Below are 21,789 nucleotides of genomic sequence, written 5' to 3'. Positions count from 1 at the left end.
TTATTCACCGGGTCATGCGTTGCCATGCCCCGTCAGGCAACCAGCTTTCAAGGGTTCACAACGTGACTAATGAAATCAGAAAAGATGCTGAAACGCGCATGGAAAAATGCGTAGAGTCTTTCAAAAACCAGATCAGCAAAATTCGTACCGGCCGCGCGTCGCCCAGCATTCTTGACGGTATTCAGGTCGAATATTACGGCAGCGCCACGCCGCTGCGTCAGTTGGCCAACGTGGTGGTGGAAGATTCCCGCACCCTGGCGATTACCGTATTCGATCGTTCGCTCGGCCCGGCGGTTGAGAAAGCGATCATGTCTTCCGATCTCGGTCTGAATCCTTCGTCCGCGGGTTCCGTCATTCGCGTGCCGCTGCCGCCGCTGACGGAAGAGCGCCGTAAAGATCTGATCAAGGTGGTGCGCGGCGAAGCGGAGCAGGGACGGGTATCGGTACGTAACGTGCGTCGTGACGCCAACGATAAGCTGAAAGCGCAGCTGAAAGACAAAGCGATCAGCGAAGATGAAGAGCGCCGTGCTCAGGACGAGGTTCAGAAACTGACCGATATCTACATCAAAAAAGTGGATGCCGCCCTGGCGGAGAAAGAAGCGGAACTGATGGATTTCTAATCGGCTCGCTTGAGAGGCGTCGCGGGAAAGGTGATGGTGCCGTCGGCATCAGCCTTGCCGCGGCGCCTTGTTTTTGGCGAATGGTTTTTGATGTTCGATAAATCCATTGCGGCAGGTCAGCCTTGTTGGCGATAATTTGCGATAAACAATATAGACACTTTACGGCAATCGTCTCAGACTAGTCTGCTTTCCTGTCATCACATCCCGTTATCCAGAGCATTTTAATGAAGCAACTGACTATTCTTGGCTCGACCGGTTCTATTGGCGTCAGTTCGCTGGCGGTGATTAGGGCGAATCCAGATAAATTTGCGGTAAAGGCATTAGCGGCGGGACGCAACGTCGAGCGCATGCTGGAGCAGTGCTTGGCTTTTCGCCCGGACTACGCCTCAATGGCGGATGAGGCCTGCGCCAGATTGTTGCGGCAGCGGCTGGCGCAACACGGATGCCGGACGGAAGTCCTGTCCGGGGAACAGGCGGCGTGCGAACTGGCCGCGCTGGATGATGTCGATCAGGTGATGGCGGCCATAGTCGGCGCGGCGGGTCTGCCGCCGACGCTGGCCGCCATCCGCGCGGGCAAACAGGTCTTGTTGGCGAACAAAGAGTCGCTGGTGACCTGCGGACGCCTGTTTATGGATGCGGTGGCGCAAAGCAGCGCGCAGTTGCTGCCCATCGATAGCGAACATAATGCGATTTTTCAGAGTTTGCCTGAGCAAATTCAGCGTCAGTTAGGCTACTCTTCTTTAGAGCGGTATGGCGTGGAGCGTATTATACTCACCGGATCCGGCGGGCCGTTTCGCGAAACGCCGCTTGCAACCCTGGCCGGGATGACGCCCGATCAGGCCTGCGCGCACCCTAACTGGTCGATGGGGCGCAAAATTTCAGTGGATTCCGCCACCATGATGAACAAGGGGCTGGAGTACATTGAGGCGCGCTGGCTGTTTAATGCCTCCGCCGAGCAGATGGAAGTGATTATCCATCCGCAGTCGGTGATTCATTCCATGGTGCGCTATGTCGACGGCAGCGTGCTGGCGCAGCTGGGATCGCCGGATATGCGTACGCCGATCGCCCACGCCATGGCGTATCCCGAGCGGGTGGCGTCGGGAGTAAAGGCGTTGGATTTCTGCCGGTTGGGCGCCCTGACGTTTTCCGCCCCGGACTATGCGCGCTATCCCTGTTTACAACTGGCTATTGATGCCTGTAATCACGGTCAGGCGGCGACCACGGCGCTAAACGCCGCCAATGAAATCGCGGTCGCCGCCTTTTTACAGTTACAAATTCGTTTCACCGATATTGCTGCGGTTAATCAGCAGGTGATCGAGCAACTGACATTGCCGGAGCCGGTAAGCGTGGATGAAGTTCTCTTTATCGACCTTTGGGCCAGGCAGGCTGCAACACAGACGCTGGGCATGATGCGCCATAGGTAAATTCACATGGCACGATTTGTTCATGTGTGGTTGAGATGGTATAGTCTGCGCCACTCAACGACCGGCCGGGCGATGTTTCCTGGGGCGGTGGTGAAGTTAAGCCGTGATCGTTCACGGCTTTTTTGCGCTGACAGAGTCTGATGTTACGGAAGGACTGTTGTATTTCTTGCTTGAGGAAATAAGTACGCGTTATGCCGTCCGATAATCAAAAAAGTGCTAATAATCTGTCATCCGCTGGGCCACGGCACGTCGCCATCATTATGGATGGAAATGGTCGCTGGGCGAAAAATCGGGGGAGACTGCGGATTTTTGGCCATCAGGCCGGTGTGAAATCGGTACGCCGGGCGGTAAGTTTTGCCGTCAGCCATGAACTTGACGCGTTAACCCTTTATGCGTTCAGCAGTGAAAACTGGAATCGTCCCGCGCAGGAAGTCACCGCCCTGATGGAGCTGTTTGTCCGGGCGCTGGACAGCGAAGTCAAAAGCCTGCATAAACACAACGTTCGCTTACGCGTTATCGGCGATATCAGCCGTTTCAGCCTGCGTTTGCAAGAGCGCATCCGTCGTTCGGAAGAGCTGACAAAAAATAATCAGGGCCTGGCGCTGAATATTGCCGCGAATTATGGCGGCCGTTGGGATATCATTCAGGGAGTACGGCGGCTTGCCGAGCAGGTACAGGAAGGAACGCTGCGTCCTGATGGTATTGATGAAGCGTCATTGTGCCAATATGTTTGCCTGAATGAACTGGCGCCGGTTGATTTGGTGATCCGCACCGGCGGCGAACATCGGATAAGTAACTTCCTGCTGTGGCAAATCGCTTATGCCGAGCTTTACTTTACCGATGTCCTTTGGCCTGATTTTGATGAACAAGTCTTTGAAGGTGCGCTGAATGCATTTGCACAACGCGAGCGTCGCTTCGGGGGAACAACACCTATCGATGCGGATGCATCCTAGGGGGAACTTTTGCTGAAGTATCGCCTGATTACTGCTTTAATTTTAATTCCGATCGTTATCGCAGCGCTGTTTTTGTTGCCCCCGGAGGGCTTTATTCTGGTCACGCTGGGCGTTTGCATGCTGGCCGCCTGGGAATGGGGACAGCTTGCCGGGTTCGCCTCATACGGCCAACGGCTGTGGCTGGCTATTCTGTGCGGTTTTTTGCTGGCGCTGATGTTGCTGACGCTGCCGGCATACCGTTATTCGATCCACGTACCGCAAATTAGCGCCGCGCTCTGGGTTTCTCTCGCCTGGTGGGTTATCGCGCTGTTTCTGGTTCTGTTCTATCCCGCTTCCGCGGCATTATGGCGCCGTTCCCGCATTCTGCGGCTGCTGTTCGGCGTAGCGACCATCGTGCCCTTTTTCTGGGGAATGGTCGCCCTTCGCCAGTATAACTATGATATCAATCCCTTTATCGGCGCGTGGTGGCTGCTGTACGTCATGCTGCTGGTATGGGGGGCGGACAGCGGCGCTTATCTGTTCGGCAAACTGTTCGGCAAGCGTAAGCTGGCGCCGAAAGTGTCTCCGGGGAAAACCTGGGAAGGGCTTATCGGCGGGTTGATCACCTCGGCGGCGCTCTCTTTGCTATTCAGCCGCTATGCGCCGCTGGCGATTGCGCCGGCGACGCTGCTTATCTGTTCCGTCGTCGCCGCGCTGGCTTCGGTACTGGGTGATTTGACCGAAAGCATGTTTAAACGCGAGGCGGGCATTAAAGACAGCAGCCATTTGATCCCCGGGCACGGCGGCGTGCTTGACCGTATTGATAGCCTGACGGCCGCCGTACCGGTGTTTTCCTGTCTGATGCTGTTGATGTTTAAAGCCGTATAGGATGAGGCGTTAGGGATTATTTATGATGAATTTCCTCTGGAGCCTGGCCGCATTTATCATCGCACTGGGTGTGTTGATCACCGTGCATGAGTTCGGCCACTTCTGGGTGGCTCGTCGCTGCGGCGTGAAGGTCGAACGTTTTTCCGTCGGCTTCGGCCGGGCGCTATGGCGCCGTCGTGATAAACTCGGCACCGAATTCGTTATCGCCTTAATTCCGCTGGGCGGCTATGTCAAAATGCTCGATGAGCGCGTCGATACCGTGGCGCCGGAATGTCGTCATCAATCTTTTAATAGCAAGACGGTCTGGCAGCGTGCCGCTATCGTCAGCGCGGGACCCATCGCCAATTTCCTGTTCGCCATCGTCGCCTATTGGCTGGTGTTTATTATCGGGGTGCCCGGCGTTCGTCCGGTGGTGGGGGAAATACTGCCCGATTCCATCGCCGCGCAGGCTGAAATATCAGCCGGGATTGAACTAAAGTCGGTTGACGGTATCGAAACGCCTGATTGGGATACGGCGCGCCTGGCGCTGATCGGCAAAATCGGCGACGGTGAAGTGGTGGTGGGCACGGCGCCTTTCGGCGCCGGCCAGTCCGCCCAAATAGCGCACAAAACGCTGGACCTGCGCAACTGGCAGTTTGAGCCGGATAAACAGGATCCCGTCACCTCGCTGGGGATGGTTCCCCGGGGGCCGCAGGTTGAGGCGGTGCTCACCCAGGTACAACCGGGGTCGGCGGCGGAAAAAGCGGGTTTACAAGCCGGGGACAGGATCGTTAAAGTCGGCGGACAGGTTTTAACCCACTGGCGCGATTTTGTTACCGCCGTGCGCGATAATCCCGACCGGGATATCGAACTGGAGGTGGAGCGGGGCGGGATAACCTTGCCTCTGACGTTGACGCCGGCGAGCAAATCCGTCGGCGGCGGCAGAGTTGAAGGACTGGCTGGAGTGATGCCCAGCGTGGCGCCGCTTCCCGAGGAATACCGAACGGTACGGCAGTATGGGCCGTTTAGCGCCATTTATCAGGCGACGGACAAAACCTGGCAACTGATGAAGTTGACCGTCAATATGTTGGGAAAACTGGTGACGGGTGATGTTAAGCTGAATAACCTGAGCGGTCCGATTTCGATTGCTCAGGGGGCGGGAATGTCGGCGGATTACGGATTGATCTATTATCTGATGTTTCTGGCGTTAATCAGCGTCAATCTGGGGATCATCAATCTGTTCCCGTTGCCGGTGCTGGATGGTGGACACCTGCTCTTTCTGGCGGTCGAAAAACTGCAGGGCAGGCCGGTTTCTGAGCGTGTGCAGGACGTTAGCTACCGCATTGGTACAGTATTGCTGATGTTGTTAATGGGACTCGCACTTTTCAATGATTTCTCGCGCCTGTAGGCGTGGGATTAGGTTAGGAAAAACGCATAACAACGATGGCGATGAAAAAGTTGCTCATAGCGTCGCTGCTGTTTAGCAGCGCCACCGTATACGGTGCAGACGGGTTCGTAGTGAAGGACATTCATTTCGAGGGCCTGCAACGGGTTGCCGTCGGAGCGGCATTACTCAGCATGCCAGTCCGCGTTGGTGATACCGTCAGTGATGATGATATCGGTAATACCATCCGTGCTTTGTTCGCTACCGGAAATTTTGAGGATGTCCGCGTCCTGCGCGACGGCGAAACGCTGATTGTGCAGGTCAAGGAGCGCCCGACGATCGCCAGCATGACGTTTTCCGGCAACAAGTCGGTGAAAGACGACATGCTGAAAGAGAATCTGGAGGCTTCCGGCGTGCGGGTGGGCGAGGCGCTGGACCGTACCGCGCTCTCCAGCATCGAGAAAGGGCTGGAGGATTTCTATTATAGCGTCGGTAAATACAGCGCCTCGGTAAAGGCCGTCGTCACGCCGCTGCCCCGTAACCGCGTCGATCTGAAACTGGTGTTTACCGAAGGGGTCTCCGCCAAGATTCAGCAAATCAATATCGTCGGCAACAAGGCATTCAGCTCCGACGAGTTGATTTCGCGTTTCCAACTGCGCGATGAAGTGCCGTGGTGGAACGTGGTCGGCGATCGCAAATATCAGAAGCAGAAGCTGTCCGGCGACCTCGAAACGCTGCGCAGTTTTTATCTGGATCGCGGTTACGCCCGCTTCAGTATCGACTCCACCCAGGTCAGCCTGACGCCCGATAAAAAGGGTATCTACATCACCATCAACCTGACGGAAGGCGATCAGTACAAACTTTCCGGCGTCGCCGTCAGGGGGAATCTGGCCGGCCATTCCGCGGAAATCGAAGGGTTGACCAAAATTGAGCCGGGCGAGCTGTATAACGGCGCCAAGGTTACCCGCATGGAAGAGGACATCAAGAAGCTACTGGGCCGTTACGGTTACGCCTATCCGCGCGTGGTGACCCAGCCTGAAATCAATGACGCCGACAAGAGCGTCAAACTTGATATCAACGTTGATGCCGGTAATCGCTTCTATGTTCGCCGCATCCGTTTCGACGGTAACGATACCTCCAAAGACTCCGTGCTGCGTCGTGAAATGCGCCAGATGGAAGGCGGCTGGCTGGGCAACGATCTGGTCGAACAGGGTAAAGAGCGCCTGAACCGGCTGGGGTACTTTGAAAGCGTCGATGTGGAAACGCAGCGCGTTCCCGGCACCGCCGACCAGGTCGACGTGACCTATAAGGTCAAAGAGCGTAACACAGGGACATTCAACTTCGGCGTGGGCTTCGGCACGGAAAGCGGCGTCAGCTTCCAGGCGGGCGTGCAGCAGGATAACTGGCTGGGTACCGGGAATTCCGTCGGCATCAGCGGGACGCGAAACGACTACCAGACCTACGTCGAGCTCTCTCTGACCGACCCGTACTTCACGGTGGACGGCGTCAGCCTCGGCGGTCGTATCTTCTACAACAAGTTTGAAGCGTACGACGCGGACCTGTCCGATTATACCAACGCCAGCTACGGCATCGGCAGCACCCTGGGCTTCCCGATCAACGAGAACAACTCGCTGCGTCTGGGGCTGGATTACGTCCATAACGACCTGTCGGATATGAGACCGCAGGTGGCGATGTGGCGCTATCTGGATACCGTCGGCGTCAACCCGGATGTGGTTGGCGAAAACGTTAAATCCAGTGCGGATTTCACCGCCAACGATTTCTTCCTGAATACCGGCTGGACCTACAATAATCTGGACCGCGGCTACTTCCCGACCTCGGGCACCCGTGCGTCGGTCAACGCCAAATTCACGGTTCCGGGCTCGGACAACGAATACTACAAACTGACGTTTGATTCGGCCTCCTACTTCCCGCTGAGCGAAAACCGTAACTGGGTGCTGATGGGGCGTGCCCGCGCCGGTTATGCCGACGGTCTGGGGGGCAAGGAGGTGCCGTTCTACGATAACTTCTATGCCGGCGGTTCGAGCACCGTGCGTGGCTTCCAGTCCAATACCATCGGGCCTAAGGCGGCGTACTATAAATGCCCGACGGCGTCATTGCCGAACTCTTATGCAAATTGTCCGATCGATGCGGACAATCTGGACGACGCGGTGGGCGGTAACGCCATGGCGGTATTGAGCGCGGAACTGATTGTGCCGACGCCGTTTATCAGCGAGAAGTATGCCAACTCGGTGCGCACCTCGTTCTTTGTCGACGGTGGTACGGTATGGGATACCAACTGGGAAAACACCCAGGCAACCATTGATGCGGGCGTCCCGGATTACGGCAAGGCGAGCAACTTCCGTGTTTCCAGCGGCATCGCCCTGCAATGGATGTCTCCGCTTGGGCCGCTGGTCTTCTCCTATGCCCAGCCGGTTAAAAAGTACGATGGCGACAAATCGGAGCAGTTCCAGTTTAATATTGGCAAAACCTGGTAAGGCGGCGTCGGTAGATCGTATGTAAGACAAGTCGCATGGCGGGCAGGGTCTGGAATGCTGAATAATGCATCAATACTATGACGCTATGCACATCAACGTGTTAAGACACAAACGGTTAGGTTGAGGAGTTTATAGTGAAAAAGTGGTTGTGTGCCGCAGGTCTCGGATTAGCATTGGCTGCTTCAGCCAGCGTTCAGGCCGCTGACAAGATTGCCGTTGTTAACGTATCCAGCATTTTCCAACAGTTGCCGCAGCGTGAAACGGTAGCTCGTCAACTGGAAAACGAGTTCAAAGGCCGCGCTTCTGAATTGCAATCATTGGAAAAAGATTTGCAAACCAAAATGCAGCGTCTGCAACGTGATAGCTCCACCATGAAAGCGAGCGATCGCAATAGAATGGAAAAAGATATCATGGCTCAGCGCGAGCAGTTCTCCACCAAAGCGCAGGCATTTGATCAGGACAATCGCCGTCGTCAGATGGAAGAGCGCAACAAAATCCTGAGCCGTATTCAGGATGCGGTAAAATCCGTTGCCAGCAAAGAAGGCTATGATGTGGTGATCGATGCTAACGCGGTAGCCTATGCCGCCAATGCCAAAGACATTACCGCCGACGTGCTGAAACAGGTTAAATAATACATGGATTCGATTCGACTGGATGCTTTGGCACAGCAGTTGGATGCGCAATTACACGGTGATGGCTCTGTGGTCATCACCGGCGTTGCTTCTATGCATTCAGCAAAGTCCGGGCAGATTACGTTTCTGTCCGACAGCCGCTATCGTCAGCAGCTGGCGGAAACCCAGGCTTCCGCGGTGGTGCTGACGGAGGCGGATCTGCCTTATTGCCAGGCAGCGGCGCTGGTAGTTAAAAATCCTTATCTTACCTATGCGCGTATGGCGCAGCTGATGGATACCACGCCGGCCCCGGCCGCCGATATCGCGCCCAGCGCGGTTATCGCCGCGGACGCCGTGCTGGGACGGCAGGTTGCCGTCGGCGCCAACGCCGTCATCGAAGCCGGCGCGCAGCTGGGCGACGGCGTAATCATCGGGGCGGGCTGTTTTATCGGTAAAAACGCGCGTATCGGCGCCGGCACCCGCCTGTGGGCGAACGTCACGGTGTACCACAACGTTGAAATCGGCCAGCAGTGCCTGATTCAATCGGGCGCGGTCATCGGTTCCGACGGTTTCGGCTACGCCAACGATCGCGGCAACTGGGTGAAGATCCCGCAGTTGGGAACGGTGAGAATCGGCGATCGGGTGGAAATCGGCGCCAGCACCACCATCGATCGCGGCGCGCTGGATGATACGATCGTCGGCAACGGGGTGATTATCGATAATCAATGCCAGATTGCTCACAACGTGGTAATTGGCGACAATACGGCCGTCGCCGGCGGTGTCATTATGGCAGGCAGCCTGAAAATCGGGCGTTATTGCATGATCGGCGGCGCCAGCGTGATCAATGGCCATATGGAGATCTGCGATAAAGTCACGGTGACGGGAATGGGCATGGTGATGAGACCGATCACCGAACCTGGGGTATACTCGTCGGGCATTCCTTTGCAGCCCAATAAAGTTTGGCGCAAAACCGCCGCGCTGGTGATGAATATCGACGATATAAGCAAGCGGTTAAAAGCCATTGAACGAAAAGTCGATAACGGTTAATCATCGCGGTTTTGTCTGATGGGGTGGAAACGCATAGTCTGGATGTAAATGAAAAGTTCGGGTGCGGGCGGAATCGTATTCTGTAAATGAATAGCGTATGCCCACGCCGACGTACTAATCCTTATTTGCGGCCTGCCGAAAGATCCCCTTTTAGGGTCTGAGCAGGCCGTGTTGTTGATGGCATCAGTTTTATGGACAGGAAGAGTATTTTGACTACTGACACTCATACTCTGCATATTGAAGAGATCTTAGAATTATTACCTCACCGGTTTCCGTTTTTACTGGTTGACCGCGTGCTGGATTTTGAAAAAGGGAAGTTTTTACGGGCGGTGAAAAATGTCTCTTTCAATGAACCCTTCTTTCAGGGGCATTTCCCGGGCAAACCTATTTTCCCCGGAGTGCTGATTCTGGAAGCCATGGCGCAGGCCACGGGCATTCTGGCGTTTAAAAGCGTCGGCAGGCTGGAGCCGGGGGAGCTTTATTACTTTGCGGCAATTGACGAGGCGCGCTTTAAACGCCCCGTACAGCCGGGGGATCAAATGATCCTCGAGGTCGAATTTATTAAAGAGCGTCGCGGCGTTGCACGCTTTAAGGGCGTCGCCAAAGTTGATGGTGAAGTAGCCTGTGAAGCGTCAATGATGTGTGCTCGTCGTCGAGAGGCCTGATAACGTGATTGATCAAACCGCCTTTGTTCATCCCAGCTCCATCGTCGAAGATGGCGCTATCATTGGCGCCAATGTACATATTGGCCCATTCTGCTACATCGGTTCTCAGGTCGAGATCGGTGCGGGTACTGTGCTGAAGTCGCACGTCGTGGTTAATGGCATCACCAAGATTGGCCGCGACAACGAAATCTATCAGTTCGCCTCTATTGGTGAAGTGAATCAGGATCTGAAGTATGCAGGAGAGCCGACTCGCGTTGAGATCGGCGATCGTAACCGTATACGCGAAAGCGTCACTATTCATCGTGGCACCGAGCAAGGCGGTGGGTTGACCAAAGTCGGCAGCGATAATCTGCTGATGATCAACACCCATATCGCCCATGACTGCGTGATAGGCGATCGCTGTATCCTGGCCAATAACGCCACGCTGGGCGGGCACGTCTCCGTCGATGATTTCGCCATCATCGGCGGTATGACGGCGGTGCATCAATTCTGCATTATCGGCGCGCACGTCATGGTCGGCGGATGCTCCGGCGTGGCGCAGGATGTGCCTCCCTACGTGATTGCGCAGGGAAACCACGCCACGCCGTTCGGTTTGAACATTGAAGGATTGAAGCGCCGCGGTTTCGACAAAGAGACCCAGCACGCCATCCGTAACGCCTACAAGCTGATTTACCGCAGCGGTAAAACGCTGGACGAGGTAAAACCGGAAATCGAAGCGCTGGCGGCCGCTCACCCGGCGGTACAGGCATTCCTCGATTTCTTCGCCCGTTCTACCCGCGGCATCATTCGTTAATCCATGCCGCCGCGTCCTTTGGTTATCGGATTGGTCGCCGGAGAAACCTCCGGCGATATTCTTGGCGCCGGCCTGATCCGGGCGCTGAAAGCGCAGGCGCCGGATGCCCGTTTCGTCGGCGTCGCCGGGCCGCGTATGCAGGCCGAAGGCTGCGAAGCCTGGTACGAGATGGAAGAGCTGGCGGTGATGGGCATCGTGGAGGTGCTTGAACGGCTGCCGCGCCTGCTTAAAATTCGCCGGGACTTGACGCAGCGCTTTAGCGAACTGCGGCCCGACGTTTTTGTCGGCATTGATGCGCCGGATTTCAACATCACGCTGGAAGGCAGACTGAAACGGCGCGGCATCAGCACCATTCACTACGTCAGCCCGTCCGTGTGGGCCTGGCGGCAAAAACGCGTTTTCAAAATAGCCAAAGCGACCAATCTGGTGCTGGCCTTTCTTCCTTTTGAAAAAGCGTTTTACGATCGTTTTAACGTGCCCTGTCGTTTTATCGGCCATACGATGGCGGACGCCATGCCTCTGCAGCCGGATAAGCAGGCGGCCAGAGCCGCGCTCGGCATCCCCGAGGGCAGTCCCTGTCTGGCGCTGCTGCCCGGCAGCCGAGGCGCCGAGGTGGAGATGCTCAGCGCCGATTTTCTGCACGCCGCCCGGCTGCTGCGCCAACGTTTTCCCGCGCTGGAAATCGTCGTTCCGCTGGTCAACGGCAAGCGTCGCGAGCAGTTTGAACGGATAAAAAACAGCGTGGCGCCCGATTTGCCGCTGCATATACTGGACGGGCGGGCGCGCGAAGCGATGATCGCCAGCGACGCCGCGCTGCTGGCCTCCGGCACCGCCGCGCTGGAGTGCATGCTGGCCAAATGCCCGATGGTGGTGGGTTATCGTATGAAACCGTTCACCTTCTGGCTGGCGCGGCGATTGGTGAAAACGCCCTGGGTTTCCCTGCCCAATCTGCTGGCCGGGCGCGAACTGGTCAGCGAACTGCTGCAGGCCGACTGCACGCCGGATAAACTGGCGGCGGCGCTGCTGCCCTGGCTGGCCGATAAAAGCAAAACCGCCGCGCTGCAGGCCGCGTTTTTGGAGTTGCATCGGCAGATTCGCTGCAATGCCGACGAACAGGCGGCGCAGGCCGTATTGGAATTAGTGAAATCATGAGCGAGACCTTTACCTACCCGCCGGCGTACTGCCGTATCGCCGGGGTTGATGAAGTGGGGCGCGGCCCGTTGGTGGGCGCCGTCGTCACCGCCGCGGTGATCCTCGATCCCGCCCGGCCGATTATCGGGCTGGCGGATTCAAAACAGCTGAGTGAGAAACGCCGGCTGGCGCTGTATGATGAAATAAAGGAAAAAGCGCTCTCCTGGAGTCTTGGCCGGGCGGAGCCTGAAGAAATAGACCGCTTGAACATTCTGCACGCCACCATGCTGGCGATGCAGCGGGCCGTGGCCGGGCTGGCGCTGACGCCGGATTTGGTATTGATCGACGGCAATCGCTGTCCCGCCTTGCCGATGCCGGCGCAGGCGGTGGTGAAAGGGGATAGCCGCGTGGCGGAGATCAGCGCGGCCTCCATTATGGCGAAGGTGACGCGCGACAGCGAGATGGTGGCGCTGGATAAACTTTTCCCCGCCTACGGTTTCGCGCAGCACAAAGGCTATCCCACCGCTTTTCATCTCGAGAAGCTGGCGGCTTTGGGCGTCACCGCGTTTCACCGCCGGAGTTTTGCTCCGGTTAAACGGGCGCTGGGACTGGCGTAATCATCATTAACTCTCAGCGCGGCCGCTCGCCGCGTTGACTAATCGATAAATTCTGGGATCTGGAGATGGCCGAACCACGTTTTGTTCACCTGCGTGTTCACAGTGACTATTCCATGATCGACGGGCTGGCGAAGGTCGGGCCGCTGGTAAAAAAAACGGCGTCGCTGGGCATGCCGGCGCTGGCGATTACCGATTTCACCAACCTGTGCGGGCTGGTGAAGTTTTATGGCGGCGCCCATGGCGCCGGCATCAAGCCGATAATCGGCGCGGATGTCTACGTCGCCAGCGAAGAATTGGGCGATGAACTCGCTCATCTCACGCTGCTGGCGATGGATAATGAAGGCTACCAGAATCTGACGCTGCTGATTTCCCATGCTTATCAGCGCGGTTACGGGGCCGAGGGCCCGACGATAGATCGCGACTGGCTGATCGAGAAAAATCACGGATTGCTGCTGCTCTCCGGCGGCCGCAACGGCGACGTCGGCAAGTTTATGCTACGCGGCAATCAGACGCAGGCCGAACAGTGCCTGGCGTTTTATCAGCAATATTTCCCCGATCGTTATTACCTGGAGCTGATCCGCACCGGGCGCCCGGATGAAGAAAGCTATCTCCACGCCGCCGTGGAACTGGCTACCAAACACGGCCTGCCGGTGGTGGCGACCAACGACGTCCGCTTTATCAGCGAAGAGGATTTCGACGCCCACGAAATCCGCGTCGCCATCCACGACGGTTATACGCTTGACGATCCCAAACGGCCGCGCAACTACAGTCCGCAGCAATATATGCGCACGGAAGAGGAGATGTGCCAGCTGTTTGCCGATATCCCCGAGGCATTGGCCAACAGCGTCGAAATCGCCAAGCGCTGCAACGTGACCATCCGCCTGGGCGAATACTTCCTGCCGCAGTTTCCGACCGGGGAGATGTCCACGGAGGATTATCTGGTCAAACGGGCGAAAGAGGGGCTGGAAGAGCGTCTCGAGTTCCTGTTCCCGGACCCGGCGGAGCGGGCGGAGAAACGCCTGGAATATGATGAACGCCTGGATATCGAGCTGCAAGTCATCAACCAGATGGGCTTCCCCGGCTACTTCCTGATCGTGATGGAGTTTATCCAGTGGTCCAAGGATAACAATGTGCCCGTCGGTCCGGGGCGCGGGTCGGGCGCCGGTTCGCTGGTGGCCTACTCGCTGAAGATCACCGATCTGGACCCGCTGCAGTTTGACCTGCTGTTCGAACGCTTCCTCAACCCCGAGCGCGTCTCCATGCCGGACTTTGACGTCGACTTCTGCATGGAAAAGCGCGACCTGGTTATCGATCACGTCGCCGATATGTACGGCCGCGACGCGGTATCGCAGATTATCACCTTCGGCACCATGGCCGCCAAAGCGGTGATCCGCGACGTGGGGCGGGTGCTGGGCCATCCTTACGGCTTTGTCGATCGCATTTCCAAACTGGTGCCGCCCGACCCGGGGATGACGCTGGAAAAAGCCTTTGCGGCGGAACCGCAGCTGCCCGAAATCTACGAGGCGGATGAAGAGGTGCGGGCGCTAATTGATATGGCGCGCAAGCTGGAAGGCGTAACGCGCAACGCCGGCAAACACGCCGGCGGGGTGGTTATCTCCCCCACCAAAATCACCGACTTCGCCCCGCTGTACTGCGATGCGGAAGGCAACCATCCGGTCACCCAGTTTGATAAAAGCGACGTCGAATATGCCGGGCTGGTGAAGTTCGACTTCCTCGGCCTGCGTACGCTGACCATCATCGACTGGGCGCTGGAGATGATTAACGCGCGCCGGGCGAAGCAGGGTCAGGAGCCGATAGATATCGCCGCCATCCCGCTGGATGACAAAAAGAGTTTCGACATGCTGCAACGCTCGGAAACCACGGCGGTGTTCCAGCTTGAATCGCGCGGCATGAAGGACCTGATCAAACGCCTGAAGCCCGACTGCTTTGAAGATATGATCGCGCTGGTGGCGCTGTTCCGCCCCGGTCCGCTGCAGTCCGGCATGGTGGATAACTTTATCGACCGCAAACACGGGCGCGAGGCCATCTCCTATCCGGATATCGAGTGGCAGCACGAGTCGCTGAAACCGGTGCTGGAGCCGACCTACGGCATTATCCTGTATCAGGAACAGGTCATGCAGATCGCCCAGGTGCTGGCGGGCTATACGCTGGGCGGCGCGGATATGCTGCGTCGCGCCATGGGTAAAAAGAACCCGGTCGAAATGGCCAAGCAGCGCGGCGGTTTTGAAGACGGCGCGAAGGCGCGCGGGGTGAACGGCGAACTGGCGATTAAAATCTTCGACCTGGTGGAGAAATTCGCCGGCTACGGATTTAACAAATCGCACTCGGCCGCCTATGCGCTGGTTTCCTACCAGACCCTGTGGCTGAAGGCGCACTATCCGGCCGAGTTTATGGCGGCGGTGATGACCGCCGATATGGACAACACCGATAAAGTGGTCGGGCTGGTGGACGAGTGCTGGCGCATGGGGCTGAAAATCCTGCCGCCGGACATCAACAGCGGCCTTTATCATTTCCACGTCAACGACGACGGCGAGATCGTTTACGGCATCGGGGCGATCAAGGGCGTCGGCGAAGGGCCGATTGAAGCGATTATCGAAGCGCGTAATCAAGACGGCTATTTCAAAGAGCTGTTTGATCTGTGCGCCCGTACCGATATCAAGAAACTGAACCGCCGGGTGCTGGAAAAGCTGATTATGTCCGGGGCGTTCGACCGCCTGGGGCCGCATCGCGCCGCGCTGATGAACTCGCTGGGGGATGCGCTGAAGGCCGCCGATCAGCACGCCAAGGCGGAAGCCATCGGCCAGGTGGATATGTTTGGCGTGCTGGCCGATGCGCCCGAACAGGTCGAGCAGTCCTACAGTACGGTTGCGCCCTGGCCGGAACAGGTGGTGCTGGACGGCGAGCGGGAAACGCTGGGGCTCTACCTGACCGGCCATCCGATCACCCAGTACCTTAAGGAGATCGAACGTTACGCCGGCGGCGTGCGTTTGAAAGATATGCACCCGACGGAGCGGGGCAAAATGACCACTGCCGTGGGCCTGGTGCTGGCCGCCCGGGTAATGGTCACCAAGCGGGGAAACCGCATTGGCGTTTGTACCCTGGACGACCGTTCCGGTCGTCTGGAAATTATGCTGTTCACCGATGCGCTGGAGAAATATCAGCATTTACTGGAAAAAGACCGTATCCTGATCGCCAGCGGGCAGGTCAGCTTTGACGACTTCAGCGGCGGGCTTAAAATGACCGTCCGGGAGTTGATGGATATCAGCGAAGCGCGGGAAAAATATGCGCGCGGACTTGCTATATCGCTGACTGACAGGCAAATTGATGACCAACTATTAAACCGTCTCCGCCAATCGTTGGAACCTCATCGATCGGGGACGATCCCGGTGAATCTCTATTACCAGCGTGAAGATGCGCGCGCCCGGTTGCGTTTCGGCGCGGCATGGCGCATAACGCCGACGGATACGTTGCTGAACGATCTGCGCACGTTAGTGGGTAATGAACAGGTGGAACTGGAATTTGACTAATATAGGAATACTATGAGTCTGAATTTTCTTGATTTTGAGCAGCCGATTGCAGAGTTGGAAGCGAAAATTGACTCGCTGACCGCAGTCAGCCGTCAAGACGAAAAATTGGATATTAATCTGGACGAAGAGGTCCAGCGCCTGCGCGAGAAGAGCGTTGAGCTGACGCGCAAGATTTTCTCCGATCTGGGCGCCTGGCAAGTCGCCCAGCTGGCGCGTCATCCGCAGCGTCCGTATACGCTGGATTACATCAGGCACATTTTTAGCGACTTCGACGAATTGGCGGGCGATCGCGCCTATGCCGACGATAAAGCGATAGTGGGTGGGATTGCGCGTCTCAACGGGCGTCCGGTGATGATCATCGGCCATCAGAAGGGACGGGAAACCAAGGAAAAGATCCGCCGCAACTTCGGCATGCCGGCGCCGGAAGGATATCGTAAAGCGCTGCGTCTGATGGAGATGGCCGAACGTTTCAAAATGCCGATCATCACCTTTATCGATACGCCGGGCGCTTATCCGGGCGTCGGCGCCGAAGAGCGCGGCCAGTCGGAAGCCATTGCGCGCAACCTGCGTGAAATGTCCGCCCTGCGCGTGCCCATCGTCTGCACCGTGATCGGCGAAGGCGGCTCCGGCGGCGCGCTGGCCATCGGCGTGGGCGACAAGGTCAATATGCTGCAGTTCAGCACCTATTCGGTGATTTCGCCGGAAGGATGCGCCTCCATTCTGTGGAAAAGCGCGGACAAGGCGCCGCTGGCCGCGGAAGCGATGGGCATCACCGCGCCGCGTCTGAAAGAGCTGAAAATGATTGATAGCGTGATCCCGGAACCGCTGGGCTCGGCGTACCGCAATATCGATGCGATGTCCGCCTCGCTGAAAGCGCAGTTGCTGTCCGATCTTGAGGATCTGGATGCGCTGAGCGAAGAAGAACTGCTCAACCGCCGCTACCAGCGTCTGATGAACTACGGCTATTGCTGATTATCCGCCGTTGCGGCGTCAGGCCCGCTATCCTGTGGATAGCGGGCTTTTCTCTTTCTGCGTCCGGGTTCACCCGGCGTCAGCGATCTTCGATAATCAGATACGCCGCGTGAATCGGGCCATGCACGCCGATAACCTTAATCAATTCAATATCCGCGGTGGAGCTGGGACCGGCGATAAGATTGATGCAGGCGGGCATCCGTTCGCCGTTTTGCGCCATATGATGCAACCGCTGCGCCAGCTGTGCCACCCGCGGCAGAATGTCGCTTTTGCGCAGCACAAAGATGGAGGTTTCGGGCAGCAGGCTAATGGAACAGCCTCGTTCCGGCCCGGAGAACAGCACTACGCCGCCGGATTCCGTCAGCCCCGCTTCGGCATAGACCACGCCAATCTTCGCCCGTTCGGCCAGGCGGATATTCTCCTGTCGCGCTTCCGGCCGCCAGACGTGCGCCTGGTAATGCCGTTGCAAGGTCTGGGTGACGCCCAGTTCGGCCAAACGCGCGTCGCCGCTGACCACCAGCGGCGTCGGGCCGTACTCTGCGCACAGCGCCAGCAGATTCTCCAGCAGCGTTTCTGACGAGGTCAGCACGCAGTTAGCTTTAAGGGTTGTTCGGGCGAAATCGACAAAGGCCTGACAGCGCTGGTCCCGCGTCAGCTCCGTCAGGCGCGTCTGCGCCAGAAACGTCGTTTCCGACATCGCGCCAATCGGCGTATGACGCACCTTGCGGCCGAGCCGTCCGGCGATTTCCGCTAAAAAGTCGTCACGGTTTTGTTGATTAAGCATTATTTTTTCCCCTCGGACCGATGGCGTTTAAACCAACTGCGGAAACTTTCGCCGTCCGCCTGCGGCAGGTCGCGCGCCTGCGTCCATGCGCCCAGCGCGCCGATGTTAAAGGGCGCTTTGCCGTCTTTAATCGCCCAACCGGCGGCTTTGGCGCCCACCACCATCCCCACTTTCCATAGGCCGGGATGGGCGTTGGCATAGTTGAACAGTTTGATGACGCGCTGCTCCGTTTTCGGGGTGATGCCCTGTTCCGCCATCACGCGGCGGTGCTTGAGCAGCAGCTGCGCCAGCGGGATTTTCACCGGACAGACCTGATTGCAGGCGGTGCAGAGCGAGCAGGCGTAAGGCAGATCTTTAAATTCCTTATAGCCGCCCAACAGCGGCGACAGCACCGAGCCGATGGGGCCGGGGTAGATCGAGCCGTAGCCGTGGCCGCCGATATGGCGATAGGCCGGACAGGTATTGATGCAGGCGCCGCAGCGGATGCAGCGCAGAATCGAGCGGAATTCGGAACCCAGCACCTGAGAGCGTCCGTTATCGATGATGACCAGATGGAACTCCTCCGGCCCGTCGATATCGCCTTCCCGCCGCGGGCCGGTCAGCCAGGTGTTATAGCCGGTGAGCCGGGCGCCTACCGCGCTGCGGCACAGCATGGTGATCAACACGTCGACTTCGGCGAAGGTGGGCGCGATGCGCTCCATGCCCATCACCGCGATATGGGTTTTCGGCAGGGTGGTGCACAGCCGGCCGTTGCCCTCGTTGGTCACCAGACACACCGAACCGGTTTCGGCGACGGCGAAATTACAGCCGGTAATGCCGATATCGGCGCTGAGAAAATCCTGACGGATCTTCCGGCGGATAAACAGGGTCATGGCTTCCGGCGTTTCCGGGCCGTCGTAGCCCAGGCGTTCTTTCAGGATGCGCTGGATTTGGTGGCGGTCTTTATGGATCGCCGGGACCACGATATGCGACGGCGGATCCTCATCCAGTTGCAGAATATATTCGCCGAGATCGGTTTCCACCACCTCGATGCCCGCCTTCTGAAGCACGTGGTTCATGCCGATCTCTTCCGTGACCATCGATTTGGACTTGACGATTTTTTTAGCCCGCTTGGCCTGGGCGACGTTAAGAATATACTCGGTGGCCTGTTCGCAGGTGCGGGCAAAAAAGACCTGCCCGCCGTTCGCCGTCACTTTCTCGCTCAACTGATACAGATAGGCGTCGAGATTCTCCAGTACGTGATTACGGATCTGCTCCGCCTGGTCGCGCCACTGTTCCCAATCGCCCAGCTCTTCCACCATCTTTTGCCGGTTGGCGCCGATGCGCTCCTGCGCCATGGAAACGTTGCGGCGCATGATGTCGTCCTGCATCTCTGCGTTGATGCGCGGCTTGAAATCGACTTTACTGGTTTTCAAATACATGGCGGTCTCCTTATCGGCTCATCAGTACTATCGGCTCATTAATACTTCGGCGATATGCATCACCTTGACGGGTTGTTTTTCCCGGCTGAGCCGGCCGCCGATGTTGATCAGACAGCTGACGTCGGCGCTAATCAGATAGTCCGGCTGCGGCGCCATCAGGTGGCGTACCTTTTCCTTGACCATCTCGCCGGAGATCTCGGCCATCTTGACCGAAAAGGTGCCGCCGAAACCGCAGCAGGTTTCCTGGTGTTCGAACGGCAGCAGTTCCAGCCCGTCGACGTGGCGCAGCAGCGTAAGCGGCGCCTCGGTGACGCCCAGCTTACGCGACAGGCTGCACGAGGGATGATAGACCGCTTTGCCGGGCAGACGCGCGCCGACGTCCACTACGCCCAGGATATCGACGATAAACGAAGTGAGATCCTGCATGCGGTCGGCCACGGCCTGCGCGCGCCGCGCCCACTCCGGCTCGTCGCTCAGATAGCCGGCGTAGCTTTTGATGGCGTAGGTACAGGAGCCGGCCGGGGAAACAATCGGATAATCATTCTCTTCCAGCGCCGCGATCAGCGACTTCATGGCGGGTTTGGCGTCCTCGACGTAGCCGCTGTTCAGCGCGGGCTGGCCGCAACATCCTTGTTTTTCAGGGAAAAAAACCTTACAGCCCAATTGCTCGAGCAGCAACACCGTGTCACGCGCCATCTTGGCCTTCAAGGCATCGCCGAGGCAGGTGACATAAAAATTGATGTTCATTGACGTTTGCTCCATTGCTAACGGTTAAAACAGCCGTACTGATAATTTTTATTTTTGAAATTATTTTTTAATTCAACGCCTTATTAAGGCTAGTAGAAAAAGTAGTACAGCGCGCTCACTTTAAACCCGAGAATAATGATGTAGATCAAGCAGTAGCGCAGCACGCCGGACATGATGGCGCTGCTTTGTCCCTCCATGCGCGTCGCCGAAACCGCTATCGAGATGCTTTGCGGCGAGATCATTTTTCCGCCCGTCGCGCCCGAGGTGTTGGCCGCCGCCAGCAACAGCGGGTCGGCGCCTATCTGCTGAGCCGCGGTGGTTTGCAGTTTGCCGAACAGCACGTTGGAGTTGGTATCGCTGCCGGTGACGAAAGTACCCAGCGCGCCGATCAGCGGCGCGATGAAAACGAAGCCGCGTCCGGTGACCGCCACCAGCGAATTGGCGACGTCGCCGATCATGCCGCTGATATCCATTACCGTCGCCATGGCGACGATGGCGCAAATGGCGATGATGGAGTTTTTCAATTGCACCAGGGTGCGCCATAGCACCGTCAGCATCACGCCCGGTCGTGCGCCCTGAATGGCGCCGCCGATCAGCGTCGCCAGGATAATCAGTACGCCGGGGGTTCCCAGCCACTCAATCTTCAGCAGCAGCGTTTGCCCGCTGCTCAGCACCAAAGGGAACTGGCTGGAAATCAGACCGACGATTCGTTTCAGCGCGGGAAACAGCGGAGAACACAGCAGGATAAAAATAAAGGTCAGCAGATAGATGGCGCCCGCGCGCAGCATCTGCCGGCGGCTATAGGTCGTCCGCGGCGCGGCCTGTTCCGCCTCCGCGCGCCGCGCGGCGGGGCGGCGTTTCGCCAGCCACATGACGACCGCCATGCTCGCCAGGCTGCCGGCGAAGGCGGGCAGTTCGGCGCCGATGTATGCCGCCACCAGATACTGCGGCACCAGCGAGGCGACGCCGCACATCAGGGTGATGAAGACCACGCCGCGCAGCGCGCGAATACCGCCGTTGGTGATGGCGACGACGACGAACGGCAACAGCAGATTGAACAGCGCCAGCTGGATGATCACCATGCCGCCAAGGTCCGTTACCGGCAGCCCGGTCTGTTGCGCCAGAATCGCCACCGGAATGCCCACGGCGCCGAACGCGGTCGGTACGGTATTGGCCACCAGCGAGGCGATGGCGGCCTTGAGCGGGTCGAATCCCAGGGCGATCAGCAGGCTTATCGGAATGGCGACGGCGGTGCCGAATCCGGCGGCGGCTTCCAGAAACCCGCCGAAACACCAGGCGATGAGCAAAACCTGAATACGCGGATCGTCGCTGATGGCCGCCAGCCAGTTTTTCAGCACCTCCATGGCCCCGGTTTTCTGCATCAGGTTATAGCTGTAGATTGCGCCGAGTATCACGATTACAATCGGCCATAGCCCTTTGATTGCGCCATAGGCGGATGACAGCAGCAGATCCGACGGCGATGACTGCCAGTACCAGCCGGCGATAATCAGCGTCAAAATCAGGGAAAGCAGAACGGAGTAGTGCACGGGTGTTTTCAGCCATAAAATCATGACGATCAATGCAATTAACGGCGAGCTCCCCAACATAAACATCTGCGGGTCAAACATACCGACTCCTCTTTTTTATCTGTTAGATTTATTACTGAGTCCGCTATTGAAGTGCGGACTGTATCAGCAGTCGGGTGAGAGGGGTCTGTGAGGTGGATCGTTT

At 57.7% G+C, this 21,789-nt stretch carries 18 protein-coding genes; 14 read left to right on the top strand and 4 right to left on the bottom strand.

The window, feature by feature from the left end:
* Positions 1-62: 62 nt before the first annotated feature.
* The 14 genes from frr (at position 63) to accA (ending at position 17,106) form a co-directional block, all read left to right on the top strand.
* On the top strand, positions 63-620 hold the full coding sequence (gene frr, locus MFP24_RS04315; protein ID WP_249229343.1) for a ribosome recycling factor: 558 nt from the start codon (positions 63-65) through the stop codon (positions 618-620).
* A gap of 224 nt (positions 621-844) precedes the next feature.
* Positions 845-2,044 carry a 1-deoxy-D-xylulose-5-phosphate reductoisomerase gene (gene ispC, locus MFP24_RS04310; protein ID WP_249229344.1) on the top strand — a complete coding sequence of 400 codons (1,200 nt, stop codon included), beginning with the start codon at positions 845-847 and terminating at the stop codon, positions 2,042-2,044.
* A gap of 191 nt (positions 2,045-2,235) precedes the next feature.
* Positions 2,236-2,997 (top strand): (2E,6E)-farnesyl-diphosphate-specific ditrans,polycis-undecaprenyl-diphosphate synthase, encoded by a 762-nt coding sequence (gene ispU / locus MFP24_RS04305; RefSeq protein ID WP_249229345.1) that lies wholly within the window; start codon positions 2,236-2,238, stop codon positions 2,995-2,997.
* Positions 2,998-3,006: 9 nt separating this feature from the next.
* Positions 3,007-3,864 (top strand): phosphatidate cytidylyltransferase, encoded by an 858-nt coding sequence (gene cdsA, locus MFP24_RS04300; protein WP_249229346.1) that lies wholly within the window; start codon positions 3,007-3,009, stop codon positions 3,862-3,864.
* 22 nt (positions 3,865-3,886) lie between these two features.
* Positions 3,887-5,251, top strand: coding sequence for a sigma E protease regulator RseP (rseP, locus tag MFP24_RS04295; RefSeq protein WP_249229347.1), 1,365 nt, complete (start codon positions 3,887-3,889; stop codon positions 5,249-5,251).
* Positions 5,252-5,286: 35 nt separating this feature from the next.
* Complete coding sequence (gene bamA / locus MFP24_RS04290) at positions 5,287-7,722, top strand: outer membrane protein assembly factor BamA (protein ID WP_249229348.1); 2,436 nt, start codon at positions 5,287-5,289, stop codon at positions 7,720-7,722.
* A gap of 134 nt (positions 7,723-7,856) precedes the next feature.
* Positions 7,857-8,354: a molecular chaperone Skp gene (skp, locus tag MFP24_RS04285; protein ID WP_249229350.1), complete on the top strand. Its 498-nt coding sequence runs from the start codon at positions 7,857-7,859 to the stop codon at positions 8,352-8,354.
* Between the two features lie 3 nt (positions 8,355-8,357).
* Entirely contained in the window at positions 8,358-9,380 is a 1,023-nt protein-coding gene (gene lpxD, locus MFP24_RS04280; protein ID WP_136165151.1) for a UDP-3-O-(3-hydroxymyristoyl)glucosamine N-acyltransferase, read from the top strand.
* A 191-nt stretch (positions 9,381-9,571) separates the two neighbouring features.
* Positions 9,572-10,045 carry a 3-hydroxyacyl-ACP dehydratase FabZ gene (gene fabZ, locus MFP24_RS04275; RefSeq protein WP_210416971.1) on the top strand — a complete coding sequence of 158 codons (474 nt, stop codon included), beginning with the start codon at positions 9,572-9,574 and terminating at the stop codon, positions 10,043-10,045.
* A gap of 4 nt (positions 10,046-10,049) precedes the next feature.
* Entirely contained in the window at positions 10,050-10,838 is a 789-nt protein-coding gene (gene lpxA, locus MFP24_RS04270; protein WP_249229351.1) for an acyl-ACP--UDP-N-acetylglucosamine O-acyltransferase, read from the top strand.
* A 3-nt stretch (positions 10,839-10,841) separates the two neighbouring features.
* Complete coding sequence (gene lpxB, locus MFP24_RS04265; RefSeq protein WP_249229352.1) at positions 10,842-11,990, top strand: lipid-A-disaccharide synthase; 1,149 nt, start codon at positions 10,842-10,844, stop codon at positions 11,988-11,990.
* A complete protein-coding gene (gene rnhB, locus MFP24_RS04260) occupies positions 11,987-12,586 on the top strand; it encodes a ribonuclease HII (RefSeq protein ID WP_249229353.1) in 600 nt (199 codons plus the stop codon). Before lpxB ends, rnhB begins: the two co-directional genes overlap by 4 nt.
* Positions 12,587-12,651: 65 nt before the next feature.
* The gene (gene dnaE, locus MFP24_RS04255) at positions 12,652-16,134 is read left to right on the top strand and encodes a DNA polymerase III subunit alpha (protein WP_249229354.1); all 3,483 of its coding nucleotides are present in this window, start codon (positions 12,652-12,654) and stop codon (positions 16,132-16,134) included.
* Between the two features lie 12 nt (positions 16,135-16,146).
* The gene (gene accA, locus MFP24_RS04250; protein ID WP_249229355.1) at positions 16,147-17,106 is read left to right on the top strand and encodes an acetyl-CoA carboxylase carboxyl transferase subunit alpha; all 960 of its coding nucleotides are present in this window, start codon (positions 16,147-16,149) and stop codon (positions 17,104-17,106) included.
* A gap of 79 nt (positions 17,107-17,185) precedes the next feature.
* On the opposite strand, the gene MFP24_RS04245 is transcribed toward accA, so the two are convergent.
* The 4 genes from MFP24_RS04245 to MFP24_RS04230 form a co-directional block, all read right to left on the bottom strand.
* Positions 17,186-17,890, bottom strand: coding sequence for a LutC/YkgG family protein (locus MFP24_RS04245; RefSeq protein WP_249229356.1), 705 nt, complete (start codon positions 17,888-17,890; stop codon positions 17,186-17,188).
* Entirely contained in the window at positions 17,890-19,311 is a 1,422-nt protein-coding gene (locus MFP24_RS04240) for a LutB/LldF family L-lactate oxidation iron-sulfur protein (RefSeq protein WP_249229357.1), read from the bottom strand. Before MFP24_RS04240 ends, MFP24_RS04245 begins: the two co-directional genes overlap by 1 nt.
* Before the next feature lie 27 nt (positions 19,312-19,338).
* On the bottom strand, positions 19,339-20,058 hold the full coding sequence (locus MFP24_RS04235; RefSeq protein ID WP_249229359.1) for a (Fe-S)-binding protein: 720 nt from the start codon (positions 20,056-20,058) through the stop codon (positions 19,339-19,341).
* A gap of 89 nt (positions 20,059-20,147) precedes the next feature.
* Positions 20,148-21,686 (bottom strand): L-lactate permease, encoded by a 1,539-nt coding sequence (locus MFP24_RS04230; RefSeq protein ID WP_249229360.1) that lies wholly within the window; start codon positions 21,684-21,686, stop codon positions 20,148-20,150.
* Between the last annotated feature and the right edge of the window lie 103 nt (positions 21,687-21,789).

Origin of the sequence: Brenneria tiliae, assembly GCF_023347575.1 — a bacterium.
In the GTDB taxonomy this organism is placed as follows: Bacteria; Pseudomonadota; Gammaproteobacteria; order Enterobacterales; family Enterobacteriaceae; genus Brenneria; species Brenneria corticis.
The sequence above is the reverse complement of the archived record's forward strand: the minus strand, read 5'-3'. Positions and strand labels throughout refer to the sequence as shown.

Bases quoted from the DNA above. Each gene is read 5' to 3' on its own strand.
- MFP24_RS04230 (WP_249229360.1), bottom strand. From the start codon at position 21,686: ATGTTTGACCCGCAGATGTTTATGTTGGGGAGCTCGCCGTTAATTGCA.
- ispC (WP_249229344.1), top strand. From the start codon at position 845: ATGAAGCAACTGACTATTCTTGGCTCGACCGGTTCTATTGGCGTCAGT.
- dnaE (WP_249229354.1), top strand. From the start codon at position 12,652: ATGGCCGAACCACGTTTTGTTCACCTGCGTGTTCACAGTGACTATTCC.
- MFP24_RS04245 (WP_249229356.1), bottom strand. From the start codon at position 17,890: ATGCTTAATCAACAAAACCGTGACGACTTTTTAGCGGAAATCGCCGGA.
- MFP24_RS04240 (WP_249229357.1), bottom strand. From the start codon at position 19,311: ATGTATTTGAAAACCAGTAAAGTCGATTTCAAGCCGCGCATCAACGCA.
- rseP (WP_249229347.1), top strand. From the start codon at position 3,887: ATGATGAATTTCCTCTGGAGCCTGGCCGCATTTATCATCGCACTGGGT.
- MFP24_RS04235 (WP_249229359.1), bottom strand. From the start codon at position 20,058: ATGAACATCAATTTTTATGTCACCTGCCTCGGCGATGCCTTGAAGGCC.
- lpxD (WP_136165151.1), top strand. From the start codon at position 8,358: ATGGATTCGATTCGACTGGATGCTTTGGCACAGCAGTTGGATGCGCAA.
- lpxB (WP_249229352.1), top strand. From the start codon at position 10,842: ATGCCGCCGCGTCCTTTGGTTATCGGATTGGTCGCCGGAGAAACCTCC.
- fabZ (WP_210416971.1), top strand. From the start codon at position 9,572: ATGGACAGGAAGAGTATTTTGACTACTGACACTCATACTCTGCATATT.
- ispU (WP_249229345.1), top strand. From the start codon at position 2,236: ATGCCGTCCGATAATCAAAAAAGTGCTAATAATCTGTCATCCGCTGGG.
- rnhB (WP_249229353.1), top strand. From the start codon at position 11,987: ATGAGCGAGACCTTTACCTACCCGCCGGCGTACTGCCGTATCGCCGGG.
- accA (WP_249229355.1), top strand. From the start codon at position 16,147: ATGAGTCTGAATTTTCTTGATTTTGAGCAGCCGATTGCAGAGTTGGAA.
- bamA (WP_249229348.1), top strand. From the start codon at position 5,287: ATGGCGATGAAAAAGTTGCTCATAGCGTCGCTGCTGTTTAGCAGCGCC.